Source organism: Mangrovimonas cancribranchiae, assembly GCF_037126245.1.
In the GTDB taxonomy this organism is placed as follows: Bacteria; Bacteroidota; Bacteroidia; order Flavobacteriales; family Flavobacteriaceae; genus Mangrovimonas; species Mangrovimonas cancribranchiae.
Genome location: NZ_CP136925.1, coordinates 965,538 through 978,842 on the forward strand (window position 1 = coordinate 965,538; position 13,305 = coordinate 978,842).

17 protein-coding genes are annotated in these 13,305 nt (G+C 31.2%); 10 read left to right on the top strand and 7 right to left on the bottom strand.

The window, feature by feature from the left end; genetic code table 11:
- Positions 1–128 precede the first annotated feature (128 nt).
- Positions 129–584 (bottom strand): pyridoxamine 5'-phosphate oxidase family protein, encoded by a 456-nt coding sequence (locus tag R3L15_RS04210; protein ID WP_338733417.1) that lies wholly within the window; start codon positions 582–584, stop codon positions 129–131.
- Between the two features lie 156 nt (positions 585–740).
- On the opposite strand from R3L15_RS04210, the gene R3L15_RS04215 reads away from it, so the two are divergent.
- From R3L15_RS04215 to R3L15_RS04225, 3 genes are read left to right on the top strand one after another with little or no spacing between them, the layout of a single operon-like run.
- Positions 741–1,523, top strand: a complete 783-nt coding sequence (locus R3L15_RS04215; RefSeq protein WP_338733418.1) for an ABC transporter permease — start codon at positions 741–743, stop codon at positions 1,521–1,523.
- Positions 1,520–2,281, top strand: a complete 762-nt coding sequence (locus R3L15_RS04220) for an ATP-binding cassette domain-containing protein (RefSeq protein ID WP_338733420.1) — start codon at positions 1,520–1,522, stop codon at positions 2,279–2,281. The genes R3L15_RS04215 and R3L15_RS04220 overlap by 4 nt, the downstream gene beginning before the upstream one ends.
- A 42-nt stretch (positions 2,282–2,323) precedes the next feature.
- Positions 2,324–3,313, top strand: coding sequence for an MlaD family protein (locus R3L15_RS04225; RefSeq protein ID WP_338733422.1), 990 nt, complete (start codon positions 2,324–2,326; stop codon positions 3,311–3,313).
- A gap of 9 nt (positions 3,314–3,322) precedes the next feature.
- On the opposite strand, the gene R3L15_RS04230 is transcribed toward R3L15_RS04225, so the two are convergent.
- The 6 genes from R3L15_RS04230 to R3L15_RS04255 form a co-directional block, all read right to left on the bottom strand.
- The gene (locus R3L15_RS04230; RefSeq protein ID WP_338733424.1) at positions 3,323–3,616 is read right to left on the bottom strand and encodes a chaperone modulator CbpM; all 294 of its coding nucleotides are present in this window, start codon (positions 3,614–3,616) and stop codon (positions 3,323–3,325) included.
- Positions 3,609–4,505 carry a J domain-containing protein gene (locus R3L15_RS04235; RefSeq protein WP_338733426.1) on the bottom strand — a complete coding sequence of 299 codons (897 nt, stop codon included), beginning with the start codon at positions 4,503–4,505 and terminating at the stop codon, positions 3,609–3,611. Before R3L15_RS04235 ends, R3L15_RS04230 begins: the two co-directional genes overlap by 8 nt.
- Positions 4,505–4,717, bottom strand: coding sequence for a hypothetical protein (locus R3L15_RS04240; protein ID WP_338733427.1), 213 nt, complete (start codon positions 4,715–4,717; stop codon positions 4,505–4,507). The genes R3L15_RS04235 and R3L15_RS04240 overlap by 1 nt, the downstream gene beginning before the upstream one ends.
- A gap of 120 nt (positions 4,718–4,837) precedes the next feature.
- Entirely contained in the window at positions 4,838–5,452 is a 615-nt protein-coding gene (locus R3L15_RS04245) for a WG repeat-containing protein (protein ID WP_338733429.1), read from the bottom strand.
- 63 nt (positions 5,453–5,515) lie between these two features.
- Complete coding sequence (locus tag R3L15_RS04250; RefSeq protein ID WP_338733431.1) at positions 5,516–5,911, bottom strand: DUF302 domain-containing protein; 396 nt, start codon at positions 5,909–5,911, stop codon at positions 5,516–5,518.
- Positions 5,908–6,324 (bottom strand): hypothetical protein, encoded by a 417-nt coding sequence (locus R3L15_RS04255; RefSeq protein WP_338733432.1) that lies wholly within the window; start codon positions 6,322–6,324, stop codon positions 5,908–5,910. Before R3L15_RS04255 ends, R3L15_RS04250 begins: the two co-directional genes overlap by 4 nt.
- A gap of 154 nt (positions 6,325–6,478) precedes the next feature.
- On the opposite strand from R3L15_RS04255, the gene R3L15_RS04260 reads away from it, so the two are divergent.
- The 7 genes from R3L15_RS04260 to R3L15_RS04290 all read left to right on the top strand — a co-directional run bounded on the left by R3L15_RS04260 (position 6,479) and on the right by R3L15_RS04290 (position 13,295).
- Positions 6,479–7,696, top strand: coding sequence for a PAS domain-containing sensor histidine kinase (locus tag R3L15_RS04260; protein ID WP_338733434.1), 1,218 nt, complete (start codon positions 6,479–6,481; stop codon positions 7,694–7,696).
- A gap of 2 nt (positions 7,697–7,698) precedes the next feature.
- A complete protein-coding gene (locus tag R3L15_RS04265; RefSeq protein ID WP_338733435.1) occupies positions 7,699–8,745 on the top strand; it encodes a response regulator in 1,047 nt (348 codons plus the stop codon).
- 91 nt (positions 8,746–8,836) lie between these two features.
- Entirely contained in the window at positions 8,837–9,682 is an 846-nt protein-coding gene (locus R3L15_RS04270; RefSeq protein ID WP_338733437.1) for a universal stress protein, read from the top strand.
- A 549-nt stretch (positions 9,683–10,231) separates the two neighbouring features.
- Positions 10,232–11,080 carry a universal stress protein gene (locus R3L15_RS04275; protein ID WP_338733439.1) on the top strand — a complete coding sequence of 283 codons (849 nt, stop codon included), beginning with the start codon at positions 10,232–10,234 and terminating at the stop codon, positions 11,078–11,080.
- A 16-nt stretch (positions 11,081–11,096) separates the two neighbouring features.
- Entirely contained in the window at positions 11,097–11,942 is an 846-nt protein-coding gene (locus tag R3L15_RS04280) for a universal stress protein (RefSeq protein ID WP_338733440.1), read from the top strand.
- Positions 11,943–11,989: 47 nt separating this feature from the next.
- Positions 11,990–12,397 (top strand): hypothetical protein, encoded by a 408-nt coding sequence (locus R3L15_RS04285; protein WP_338733441.1) that lies wholly within the window; start codon positions 11,990–11,992, stop codon positions 12,395–12,397.
- A gap of 55 nt (positions 12,398–12,452) precedes the next feature.
- Positions 12,453–13,295 (top strand): ATPase, encoded by an 843-nt coding sequence (locus tag R3L15_RS04290; protein WP_338733442.1) that lies wholly within the window; start codon positions 12,453–12,455, stop codon positions 13,293–13,295.
- The last annotated feature ends 10 nt before the right edge of the window (positions 13,296–13,305 follow it).

Here is a 13,305-nt window from a genome sequence, read left to right on the forward strand (position 1 = left end):
TATGTGTAAATATTCGTTTAAATGTAGTATTTGTCTTTTAAATGTAAAAAAAATATGTAGTAATGGTCTGTAAATCAGTAATAAAAAATATTAACAGGGATGTTTGATTAAAAAATTATAGAAATTTATTATTCGGTTCTCATTTTTCCTGTAATATCATCTATTTTAATAAAAAAAACGACAGGCAAACTATCTTTTGTAGCTTTACTAGAAAATTGACTTATAAAATCTAATGTTCTGTGTTCTTTTACAGAAATTAAGTTTTTAACCCCTAATGAAAAATCATGAAGGTATGCTTTGGCTTCACTACGATCGATTTCGTTATAAGTTCCATGAACGACAATAGATTTCCAGTGGTTAATTGCCGTTATCTCAGAAACCTCCATAGCTACTTTTGTATGCCTTCTCATAGCTGTTATTTTATGGCCTACATTTGAGTAGCCTATAATAATATTATCAGTTTTATTGTAGAAATAAGTTATAGGCGCAATAAATGGCCGGTTTTCATAAATGTAGGCCAAATGGCCAATACAATTTCTTTCAAGAATAATGTGTCGTTCCTGGGGATGTAATGTTGTAATCATTATTTTTTTAATTAGAACAAAATATTAATAACTAAAGATACTAATTACTTCTAATAAAGCCATTTAAAAAGGCTATTATCAGGTGTGCTTTATGATATATATCATTTTACCCACTAGAATATTACAATAACTTTGATATTGGATGTTACAAAGTCTATGTCAGGATTAAACACAACAAGAGCAAAATTAAACGCCTTTTTAATAGAAATAGGTGAGTTGTCTTACTTTACCTCACGGTTTTTTAAGGAAGCCTTTAAACGCCCATTCGAGTTTAAGGAATTTTTGTACCAATGTTATAATATAGGAAACCGTTCTCTTTTATTAGTAGGCGTAACGGGATTTATAATAGGATTAGTATTAACACTGCAAACGCGTCCTACATTAATGGATTTTGGAGCCGTTTCTTGGATGCCATCTATGGTTGGCATTTCTATAGTAAGAGAAATAGGACCTATTATAACAGCTTTGGTTTGTGCAGGTAAAATAAGTTCTGGTATTGGTGCCGAATTGGGTTCTATGCGAGTTACCGAACAAATCGATGCCATGGAGGTTTCGGGTACAAACCCATTTAAGTACTTGGTTGTAACCCGTGTTTTGGCCGTAACATTAATGTTACCATTGTTAGTGATTTTTGGTGATGCTATAGCGTTATTTGGTTCGTTTTTAGTCGAGAATGTCAAAGGAAATGTCTCTTTTACGCTATATTTTAATCAAGTGTTTAATGCTTTAGAATTTGGCGATATTATTCCTGCCACGATAAAATCGTTCTTTTTTGGATTAGCCATAGGTCTTGTTGGGTGTTTTAAAGGCTATTTTTCAACTAAAGGGACTGCTGGTGTAGGAAAAGCAGCAAATTCAGCTGTAGTATTCACCTCCTTATTGTTATTTATTATCGATTTTATTGCTGTTTTTGTAACCGATATTTTTTATGATTTATGAAAGATGAAGCAACTATAACATCCCGAGAATTAGTTCTTGAAATAAAAGACTTACACAAAAGCTTTGGTGATAACCATGTGCTTAATGGATTTAATATGAAGCTTTATCAAGGTGAAAACCTGGTGATTATGGGGAAATCTGGATCTGGTAAATCAGTTATGATAAAATGTTTAGTAGGCTTAATGGAAGCCGATAAAGGTACCATTACTGTTATGGATAATGACATTACAAAACTAGATCAAAAATCGCTAGATGTATTACGAGCCGATATAGGGTTTTTATTTCAGGGTAGTGCCCTTTACGACTCTATGACGGTAAGAGAAAATTTAGAATTCCCATTACGTCGGCATAAAAGAGCATTTAAAAATCATAATAATACAGAAAAACTGGTTGTTGAAGCCCTAAAAAATGTAGGATTGGAGCACACTATTGATTTAATGCCATCCGAGTTGTCTGGCGGTATGAAACGTCGTGTAGCACTAGCAAGAACACTTATTCTACAACCTAAAATTATTTTATACGATGAGCCAACAAGTGGATTAGACCCAATTACTGCCAAAGAAATTATTATTTTAATGCAAGATATTCAAAAAACGTATGGTACATCGTCGCTTATTATAACCCACGATGTAGATTGTGCACGGGTAATTTCAGATAGAATGATTTTATTAATAGATGGCGTAGACTATGCTAAAGGAACTTTTAAAGAATTATCGGCCTCTAACGACCCCAAAATTAAAGCCTTTTTTAAACAATAATAACCTAGTTGAAACAAACAAAATATAACAAAAACTAATGCCATGAAAAATACAAGTTCACAAAAATTGCGGTTAGGCGGGTTTGTTATAATTGGTACTATACTATTTATTGCCGCAGTGTATTTAGTTGGCCAAAAGCAAGATATGTTTAAAAAAACCTTTGCCATAAGTGCCTATTTTCAGAATGTAAATGGTTTGCAAAATGGGAATAATGTGCGGTATTCTGGCATAGATATAGGTACTGTAAAAAACATTACCATGATAAACGACTCTACTATAAAAGTAGAAATGACTATAGATGAAAAAATAATAAAACACATAAAAAAAGATGCTATAGCAACCATTGGTTCCGATGGGTTAGTAGGTAACATGATTGTTAATATTGTACCAGGAAAAGGTAATGAAACAACCATTAGTAATGGCGATATCATAGAATCTTACAGTAAAATAGGCGCCGATGACATTTTAAATACCTTAAGTGTTGGTTCGGAAAATGCTGCCATACTTACAGCCGATTTATTAAAAATTACCGATGCCATGACGCAAGGAAAAGGCACACTAGGCGTCTTGTTAAACGATACCATTATGGCTCAAGAATTACAGCAATCTATTACGAATTTAAAGACAGCTAGCTATGGTGCTACCAAATCGATAAATGAGCTCCAAGCTATTATTACATCATTAAAAACTGATGATAATACGGTTTTAGGAATGCTTATAAACGATTCTATTTCTGGAGAAAAATTAAAATCTATTGTCTATAATTTAGAATCTTCAAGTGTAGAAATTGATACTATTCTAGGGAATATAAATACTGTGGTTAACGAATTTAATACTAGTGAAGGTGCCTATAATTACATTGTAAAAGATACTAGTTTGGTTAATAGTTTACAATCTACATTGAAAAACATTAATGAAGGAACCAATAAGTTTAACCAAAACATGGAAGCTCTAAAACACAACTTTTTAACACGAGGATATTTTAGAAAATTAGAAAGACAGGCTAAACGAGATGCAAAAAAAGACAATTAAATGGGATGACTAATCTTCAAAACGATGTAATTTGTTTTTAAGGGTTTGTATTTCGTCTTGTAGCGATTCTATTTGTTTTAATAGATGGTGAATAGCATCTATACCTTCAAAGTTTATTTCTAAGTCGTAATGTAGTCGAATCATCTTTTCTACATGGTATAATTGCGTAGTTTTTAAATAGGTGTTGTTATTTGTACTTATAACTTCAATGAGTTCATAATCATGTAATTCATGTATAAACGTTACCGGAACTTGATGAAGTGTACAGAACTTCTTAACAGAAATTAAGTTTGCTTTATCCATGGTGTCTTATTTTTTCAAGTTCTTTAAATAAGGCTTTTTCTTTATCGGTAAGGTTTTTTGGAGTTACAATATTGTAAGTCACATATAAATTACCAAAAACACCTTCTTTTTTATATTTAGGAAATCCTTTTCCTTTAAGTTTTACCGTTGTTCCATTTTGGGTTTCGGGTTTTACAGTAAGTTTTGCTTTTCCATCAAAAGTGTTAATAGTTATATCGCCTCCTAAAATAGCTTTGTATAAGTCTAGATCTACTTTGGTGTGTAAGTTGTCGCCGTCACGTTTAAAATGGGTATTGTTTATAATGGTAAACCGAATGTATAAATCGCCATTTGGGCCGCCGTTTATACCTTTGCCGCCGTGTCCTTTAATTTTTATAACTTGTCCATTTTCAATACCAGCTGGAATAGTAATACGAATGTTTTTATTGTTAATTGTTAAGGTGCGTTTATGTGTGGTAAATACATCTTTTAGCTGAAGTTGCAATTCAGCATTATAATCTTGCCCTCTAAATTTTACTTGTCTGCCTTGTGTGCCAGAAGTTCGTCCACCAAACATAGATTCGAAAAAATCTGAAAAATCGCCTTGTGCGTTATCTCCAAAATCTGAATACGTGTTTTGTTGCGTGTATTGTTGTTGCTGTTTAGCGTTTTCTATGTCGTCGGCATGTTTCCAGTGCTCACCATAAGCGTCGTATTTTTTACGATGTTCGGGGTTGCCTAAAACTTCATTGGCTTCGTTAATTTCTTTAAAGCGTTTTTCGGCTTCTTTGTCGTTAGGGTTTAAGTCTGGATGATATTTACGAGCTAATTTCCGATAGGCATTTTTAATGTCTTTTTCGGTGGCGGTTTTAGGGATTCCTAAAATTTTATAATAGTCTATAAAAGCCATTATTTTTTATGGTGTGTTTTTATATACTGTTTTAATATTTGTTTTAAACTCTCTAGGTAATCTTCTAGAGCTTTTATGCTAATTCTTGGTTGCGTGTTATAGTTAATAGATACTGGTGTTTCATCTAAAACACTATAAAGTTCTGGATAGTTGATTTCTATGTTTGTGGTAAGTTTAACTATTTGATTTTGTATATTTTGTAACGTTTTCATGACATTTAATTTTTACAGTTATAAATGTGCTAGGTTTAACTTAAGTATGTTGCAAAAAAATGGTTGATTTGTTTTAACTTGCTTGTAGTGTTTTATATATTAAAAATACTGATTTTTTGTTTAATTTTCAATTTGTGTTAGGGTCCATTTGTTGTTTTTTCCTTTAATAGCGTATAAGGTGTTTGAAATGCGTTTTGAATTAATTTCTGGTGGTGTTCTTAAAAAATCTTTGTCTACAGATACATTTGTTCCATCAGGGTTTATGTAAAGTATATTTTTACCATCAGGGGTAATTACAACTTCAAAATATTTATGATAAACCACATTTTTCTCTAAAATATCATTTCGTCCTACGATTTCTTTTTGTAGTTTTAAAACAATAGCTTTTCCGTCTTTAAAGGTTGTCGCATTTAAAAACTGAGGCTCGATAATGGTGTTTCCCAATTTGTCTATATAGCCAAAATAGGTTATGCCGTTTTTAGTGGTTTTAATCAGGCATCTTTTGCTGTTAAACATTGGGTAATTGCCATCTTCTGTGTTTGTGCTAACCAAATCTGTTCTAAAATTAATAACTAAATCGCCTTCTGTATTTATAAAAGCCCATTGGTTATTCTTTTTAATGGCAATCATGTTTTCATGAGCAGGAGATATGTAATCAATATCTTCAATAGATTGCGAGAATGTTGAGGCAGTACTTAGCATTATGATTAAAAGTAGGATGACAGTATTTTTCATGATTATTTATTTTATAGATTATTATATAAAAAATAGTTTGCCCGATTTCTCTTAAGGAACAAACTAGTCGCTTTCCAGTCCTTTTATAACAGCTTGTAGTTTATTAGAGACACTTTTAGCAATAGTTTCAAGAGCATTATTTTTAACAGATTGCATAGATTCTATAGGGTTAACAGCGGCAACTTCAATAGTGTTGTTGTCAACTTCTTGAATAATAACATTGCAAGGGAGTAGGGTGCCAATTTTATTTTCTGCCTGAAGTGCTTTATATGCAAATGTTGGGTTGCAAGCCCCAAGAATTTTGTATTTGTTAAAATTGACATCTAATTTTTTCTTTAACGTTTGTTGGATATCAATTTCTGTAAGAACACCAAACCCTTGTTCTTGTAGTAAAGCTGTTGTTTTATCGATTACAGTATTAAAATCGCCCTTTACAATTGTGCTAAAATAATAACTCATGATGTTGTAATGTTTAAATCTATACTCAGTTTTGCTAGTAGCATTAATTCCGATTTGTTTTTACCTGAAAAACTCTCGGCAATGGCCTGTGCTGTTTTAAAGATTAGTTGTTTTACTTTTTTAGTAAAAAGGTGTTCTTGTTCCTGTTTATAGGCAATAAAATCGTTGTAATATGTTGTACTATTTTGATGTTCATTATTAATAAGCCAATCAAAAACTATGGCAATTTGGTAAGCGGCATCGGTGCCAAATTCATCTTCTAAATCATCAACAGAAAGCCATTCTTTTTTTACAAGCTTTTTAAGTTCATTTATTTCCTGTTCGCGAACAGTTTTATCTACTGCAGCAACGGCATAAAATAGTTTTCCTAAATTTTGGTAAAACCGTAAACTCATTGTTTTTTCTGCTTTCATTTTTATCGTATTTAATACTAAGTTACTACTTATAAGATATTTAGAGTATGATAAAAATCATGTATAAAGTGTTAAGAGGCAGTTTTTTGTTTTTTAGTGGTTGTTTTTCTTAAGGATTTTAAGTAAATTTAAAAACGCATTTTATTAACCCAACATGCTTCAAAAAGATCAAGACATCTTTAAAGTCCTTTTGGAATCTATTTCGGAAGGTGTCATTATCGTAGATGATTGTCAACGTATTGTTGAAGTTAACGCTGCCACAGAAAAGATGTTTGGTTACCGTAAAGAAGAGCTGCTAAAACAACCTCTTAGTGTTTTAATTCCTAATCAATATCATAAAGGCCATAAAGCTCATTTTGATGGTTTTATGAAACAACAAGAACGCCGTCAAATGGGGCAAGGAAGAGACATTTATGGTGCTTGTAAAAATGGCGATATATTCCCTATGGAAGCGGGTTTAAACCCTTTTACCATTTATGGAAAAAAATATGTTATGGCTTTGGTTATTGATATTTCAATGCGAAAAAAGCAAGAACAAAAAATTAAAACTTTAAATGAAAATTTAGAAGATAAGGTCGTGCAAAGAACTCAGGAGTTAAATAAGATGATTCTTGAACTAAAAGCAGAAAACGAAAAACGTATTAAAGCAGAGGCTAAAGCAAAATCAGCACTTAAAAGAGAGAAAGAGCTTAATGATTTGAAAACAAAGTTTTTATCGTTGGTTTCGCATGAGTTTAAAACCCCTTTAAGTGGTATTTTAACGTCTACTATGCTGTTGAGTAAATACCAATTAACCGACCAACAAGAAAAGCGCGATAAGCATATTAAAACCATATCGGATAAAGTACATTATCTTAATAATATTTTAAACGACTTTTTAACTTTAGAAAAGCTGGAAAAAGGAAAACTTAAATATAACCCAACAACGTTTAAGTTAAGTAAAGTAGTAAACGAGGTGGTTTATAATGCCAATATGTTGTTAAAAGACGGTCAAAAAATTAACTATCCAGAAGGCATAGATGCTTTTTCGTTATATCAAGATGAGAAAATTGTAGAGCTAGCCTTATCCAATTTGGTTAATAACGCTATAAAGTATTCATCAGAGCATACAGAAATAGATATAGCCATTACTCAAGATAGCCAAAAAACAGTGTTTCAAGTAAAAGATAATGGTATTGGTATTCCCAAAAAAGATCAGAAGAATATATTTAACCGTTATTTCAGAGCTGAAAATGCTTTATTAACACAAGGAACGGGTATTGGACTTAACATTGTTAAAGACCATATGAAAAACTTAAAAGGGAAAATATATTTTAATAGTGTAGAACACAAAGGAACTGTTTTTACCATTGAACTGCCAAATAGTGTATAATTATGAAAACAGTATTGTTAATAGAAGACGATGCAATTTTAAGAGAAAACACGTCGGAATTATTAGAGCTTTCAAACTATAATGTAATTGCAGCGCCAAATGGGAAAATAGGTGTAGAAAAAGCCATAACACACCTGCCAGATATTATTGTTTGTGATATTCTTATGCCTAAAATGGATGGTTATGGTGTTTTACAAGAATTAACGCGGCACGACACAACTAAATATATCCCATTTGTTTTTTTATCAGCAAAAACAGAGCGACAAGATGTAAGAAAAGGCATGAATATGGGGGCTGATGATTACCTAACAAAGCCTTTTGAAGAAGATGAACTTATAAATACAATTGAAAGTCGAATAGCTAAATCTGCTATATTAAAAGAGGAGCGAGAAGTTCCGGAAGTTAATACGCCCGAAGATAACATAAGAGATTTAAATGATTTAAAGAACTTTTTAGACGATAACGGAACTCTTTTTAAGTATAAAAAAGATACTGTTTTTTATAGAGAAGGCGATCATTCCAATTATATGTATTTAATAACTAAAGGTGTTGTAAAATGCCACAAAATAGACGAACAAGGTAAAGAGCTAACTACGGCCTTATATAAAGAAGACGATTTATTTGGTTATACATCTTTTACTCAAAACATACCTTATCAAGAAACAGCAACAGCGGTTAAAGATCTAGAAATGGTAGGTGTTTCTATAAACGACCTTAAAAATGTTTTAACACAAAACCATGAAGTTACCTTAGCTCTTATACAGTTGTTAACAGACGACCTAAAAGGTATAAAAGAACAATTGTTGCAAATGGCGTATAGTTCTGTACATAAAAAAACAGCAGCTACTATTTTAAAATTTGCTGAAAAACTAAATCGTAAACCAGACGATCCGATAAGTATTTCACGAAGCGACTTAGCTAGTGTTGCTGGCATTGCTACCGAAACGTTAATTAGAACCATGTCCAAGTTTAAAAAAGAAGGCATTATAGAAATAGAAGGTAGGAATATTAAAATTCTAGATATTCAAAAGCTGCAATTCATGTATTAATTTTTTTAAGATAAACACCATAGTTATGACTAATATCATGTTATGATATTCTTGTTAGAATTAGATTTGCTTGTGTAAAGAGAATTTTTACATGAAAAACATTCTATTCTTAACAGATTTTTCTGAGAACTCATGGAATGCCTTGACGTTTGGGTTAGACTTTTTCGCTGATAGCGAATGCAGTTTTTATTTGCTTCATGTTAGTAATATTAACCCTTTTAAACAAACCAGTTCAACTTCTAAACCAAATCAAGAAACTGTTGAAAATGTATATATTAAGCCTGCTAAAAAGCAATTAAGAGCAGTTTTAAAACGAATCACTAAAGAATATCCTCACAACAATAACCATAGATTTTACACACTTACAGATTATGGTTTTTTTATAGAATCTGTACGAAAGCATGTGTTTGAAAAAAACATAGATCTCATAATTATGGGGACTCAAGGAGTCTCAGGATTAAAAGAATACATACTAGGAAGTAATACAGGTAATATTATAACCAAAGTTAAATGTTCTACACTTGTCGTGCCAGAACATGCCACATATTTAAAACCAAAAGAAATAGCATTCCCTACAGACTTTGCCTTATCAAATGATATTAGAATTTTACAACCCATTGCAGATATATTAAGTACTAAAAATTCTAATTTAAAAATACTTCATATAGGTTATAAGGAAGACCAGTTAAATGTAGGTCAAAAGGCATGTAAAGAGCTGTTTGATGATTTTTTTGAAGAGTTTAGTCATAGCTATCATTTTTTAAACTCCAATAAACAAGTCGAAGATGGTATACAATACTTTATTGAATGTAACCATATAGATATGATGATTATGGTCGCTAAAAACCTAAATTATTTTCAGCAAATTTTGTTTCATTCTAAAACAGAACGAATAAGCTATCATACAACTATTCCTTTTTATGTAATACATGAATAAACTAATTTAGGTATAAGGTTTAACTGATATATATCATTTTATAAATGATGTAATTAGCGTACTTTAGTACTAGTTAAAAACGTTCCTTGAATTACAGAAAAACTTAAACAAATATAGGTCTATAATTTGTGAGATTTATAGATCATATTTAGAGCTTATGCTTATTATTTACTTTGATTTTTTTAATAACAGTTTTAGTAATAAAAATGAGGTTAAAATAACCGATTTAGATAATAACCATTAAACTCTTGTTAGGAAACAGGAGGTTTTAGGCTTCCTGTTTCTTTTAAAAAAACAAGCCTTAGTTACCAATTGCAGTGATTAAGGAGGTTGTGAAGATATTTAAATGTTGTTGAATTACGGTTCTTTAACAATTTAAAATCTTCTGGAACGGGAAGTTAAAGCTTCCCGTTTTTTGTTTTTAAACATATCACTTTTAAGTGTATACTAAAATATCATTAAGCACTATAATCTGATATATGTCATGGTTTTCCTTCTATTTAGGTTGTATTTTTAAACTGTTAATCAAACAATTAAAGGATAATTCTAATGAGAAAAATATTAATTCCAACAGATTTTTCAGATAACGCCATGAACGCTATAAAATATGCTGTAGAGCTGTTTAAATATGACGTTAGTAAAGTTTTTTTCATGCATGCTTATCAAGATGATATCTATACGAGTAGTTCTTTAGTTAATAGAAATGTATTAGAGGAAATAACAAGCATGGTAAGTAATGAATCAAAAGCTAAATTAGAAGAGACGCTAAAACAGGTTCGTCACCTATCTCCAAACCCTAAACATTCCTATCATATAATATCTGTAAACGGTTTACTTGTAGATGAAGTAGATGCCATTGTAGATAAAGAAAACATAGATATTATTGTTATGGGAACACGAGGCAAAACTAACGATAGAAGTATAACCTTTGGCAGCCATACGTTACAAGTATTAAAGTATGTTCAATGTCCAGTTTTAGCCATACCCGAAAATTATACTTACACCCAACCCAAACATATTTTATTTCCCACCAATTATTTAATTCCTTACAAAAGAAGAGAGTTAAAATTATTATGCGAATTAGCATCGCCTTATAGATCTATAATAGATATGCTATACATATCTAAAACAACCCACCTTTCCATTAGGCAAGAAGACAATCAAACATTTATAAAAGAAGAATTATGTAGAAGCCCTATTAATTTTAAAACCATAGAAAGTAAAAACATTATAAAAACCATATACAGTTATATAGAAGACGAAGGTGTAGATATGTTGGTTATGGTTAATACAAGACATTCGTTTTTAGAAAATATGCTGTTTAAATCTACCATAGATGAAATAAGCCTACAAATAAACATTCCGTTTTTAGCATTACAAAACATACGACGTTATTGATTAAAAAAACAAAGCCATGAAAACAATACTCTTACCAACAGATTTTTCGGAGAACTCATGGAATGCCATAGTATATACACTACAGCTTTTCAAGAACAATACATGCACATTTCATTTATTACACACATACACCCCCGTTATTTTACAATATGATTATCAAAGTGTAGGGGCTTCTCAATATGGCTTAGCCGATGCGATGAAAAGTACTTCTGAAATGCAACTACAAGCCTTGTTAGAAAGAATAAAAGGTAAGTTTAATAACCCTAAACATACCTTTTTAACATCGGCAGCTTTTAATACGTTAACTCTAGAAATCGAATCGCTTTACAACGGTAACGCTATAGATATAATTGCTATGGGAACAAAAGGCACATCTGGTGTTAAAGGCGTTTTGTTTGGATCTAATACCGTACATGTTTTAAATAATGCAAAATGCCCCGTATTGGCTATACCAAGCGATTTTTCTTATGAAGAACCTCATGAAATACTGTTTCCATCAGATTACGAAGTCGATTTTAAAGCAAGCCAGATAAAACCTATTGTAGATATTGCAAACATGTATGGTGCAAGAGTAAATATTTTACACGTCAATTATGGAGAGGATTTAACCGAGCTACAAGATAAAAACCGTAACACATTAGAAGGCTTTTTTACATCTGTAGCCCATCTTTTTCACGATATAAAAAACAAAAGTGTGGCTAGCGCTATTTCAGATTTTCAATTAAAAGCTCGTGTAAATTTATTAGTCATGTTAAATAACAAACATTCTTTTTTCGAGAACATATTTTTTAAATCAAAAATTAATCAAATAGGCTTTCATTTAAATATTCCTTTTTTAGTTATTCCATCAAAAGTATCGTGAAATAAGGTCATGAAGGTCTGTAGTATAATAATTAAAAACACGTCATTATGAAAAATGTAGGCATTTGGTTAGATAAAGAAAAAGCCCTTATTGTAACGGTTAAGGGGGACGATGAAACTTTAAATTCTGTTCCTTCAAATATCGAGAACTTTCATGTTCATGGTGGTTCAGGGTCACGTTTTAAAGGAGGTCCGCAAGATGTTGTGCAAGATAGTAAGTATTTAGAGCGCGAGAAACATCAATTAAAACAGTATTTTAAAACTATAGTTGAAAGTGTAAATACCGCCGATGCTTTGGTTGTTTTTGGTCCAGCTGAAACAAAAGATAAATTCATTAAAGAAGTCCAACAAAACTACAAACCACTTACTGCCAAAATAAAAGAGGTGAAAAAGACCGATAGCATGACAGACAATCAGTTAAAAGCTTTGGTAAGAGACTATTTTAAGTCTAATTAATATAAATAAGGTGTCGTTGACCCCCTATTTGTTTTAACCTCTTTTTTAATGTAATATGGGATTAGAAAATTTTGATATTATAAAATCATCAGGTGAAAAAGTTAGATTTTCATTAGATAAGTTACGGGCTTCACTAAAACCTACAGGAGCCGATGCGCATACTATAAACCAAATTTTAGACAAAGTAGGCGAGGAGTTATACCAAGGTATTTCAACAAAAGAAATTTATAATAGAGCATTTGCGCTCTTAAAAAAAGAGAAAAGTCATTTTGCATCTAAGTACAAATTAAAAAAAGCCATTTACGAGTTAGGACCAACAGGGTTTCCTTTTGAACGGTTTGTTAGTGCTATTTTACAATATTCTGGCTATAAAACTCAAGTTGGTAAAATAATACAAGGCCAATGTGTTAAACACGAAATAGATATTGTTGCTTACAAAAACAATAAAACAACTATTATAGAATGTAAATTCCATAGTGATCGTGGTTTAAACTGTAATGTTAAAATTCCTCTATATATAAACTCTCGTTATCAAGATGTAAAATCAAATTGGTATAAACATGCCAAAAAAACAACGCAGCTAACAAAAGGTTGGGTGGTAACCAACACACGATTTACAGAAGATGCGTTACAGTATGGCAAGTGTTGTGGGTTGCAATTAATGAGTTGGAATTATCCCAAAAACGATAGTTTAAAAGATAGGATAGATCGGTTAGGACTTTATCCAATAACCGTATCAACATTACTTACCAATAGAGAAAAGCAGTTTTTATTAAGTCGCGATGTGGTGCTTTGTAGAGAATTAATAAATGACAGGTTTTATTTAGATCATTTAGGTGTTTCTGAGGGAAGGAAAGACAAAATTTTAAATGAAATAATGCAACTATGCGCTGTTTAAAATAATTAGT

Bases quoted from the DNA above. Each gene is read 5' to 3' on its own strand.
- R3L15_RS04270 (WP_338733437.1), top strand. From the start codon at position 8,837: ATGAAAAACATTCTATTCTTAACAGATTTTTCTGAGAACTCATGGAAT.
- R3L15_RS04275 (WP_338733439.1), top strand. From the start codon at position 10,232: ATGAGAAAAATATTAATTCCAACAGATTTTTCAGATAACGCCATGAAC.
- R3L15_RS04210 (WP_338733417.1), bottom strand. From the start codon at position 584: ATGATTACAACATTACATCCCCAGGAACGACACATTATTCTTGAAAGA.
- R3L15_RS04265 (WP_338733435.1), top strand. From the start codon at position 7,699: ATGAAAACAGTATTGTTAATAGAAGACGATGCAATTTTAAGAGAAAAC.
- R3L15_RS04220 (WP_338733420.1), top strand. From the start codon at position 1,520: ATGAAAGATGAAGCAACTATAACATCCCGAGAATTAGTTCTTGAAATA.
- R3L15_RS04245 (WP_338733429.1), bottom strand. From the start codon at position 5,452: ATGAAAAATACTGTCATCCTACTTTTAATCATAATGCTAAGTACTGCC.
- R3L15_RS04260 (WP_338733434.1), top strand. From the start codon at position 6,479: ATGCTTCAAAAAGATCAAGACATCTTTAAAGTCCTTTTGGAATCTATT.
- R3L15_RS04215 (WP_338733418.1), top strand. From the start codon at position 741: ATGTCAGGATTAAACACAACAAGAGCAAAATTAAACGCCTTTTTAATA.
- R3L15_RS04290 (WP_338733442.1), top strand. From the start codon at position 12,453: ATGGGATTAGAAAATTTTGATATTATAAAATCATCAGGTGAAAAAGTT.
- R3L15_RS04230 (WP_338733424.1), bottom strand. From the start codon at position 3,616: ATGGATAAAGCAAACTTAATTTCTGTTAAGAAGTTCTGTACACTTCAT.
- R3L15_RS04240 (WP_338733427.1), bottom strand. From the start codon at position 4,717: ATGAAAACGTTACAAAATATACAAAATCAAATAGTTAAACTTACCACA.
- R3L15_RS04235 (WP_338733426.1), bottom strand. From the start codon at position 4,505: ATGGCTTTTATAGACTATTATAAAATTTTAGGAATCCCTAAAACCGCC.
- R3L15_RS04280 (WP_338733440.1), top strand. From the start codon at position 11,097: ATGAAAACAATACTCTTACCAACAGATTTTTCGGAGAACTCATGGAAT.
- R3L15_RS04285 (WP_338733441.1), top strand. From the start codon at position 11,990: ATGAAAAATGTAGGCATTTGGTTAGATAAAGAAAAAGCCCTTATTGTA.
- R3L15_RS04225 (WP_338733422.1), top strand. From the start codon at position 2,324: ATGAAAAATACAAGTTCACAAAAATTGCGGTTAGGCGGGTTTGTTATA.
- R3L15_RS04250 (WP_338733431.1), bottom strand. From the start codon at position 5,911: ATGAGTTATTATTTTAGCACAATTGTAAAGGGCGATTTTAATACTGTA.
- R3L15_RS04255 (WP_338733432.1), bottom strand. From the start codon at position 6,324: ATGAAAGCAGAAAAAACAATGAGTTTACGGTTTTACCAAAATTTAGGA.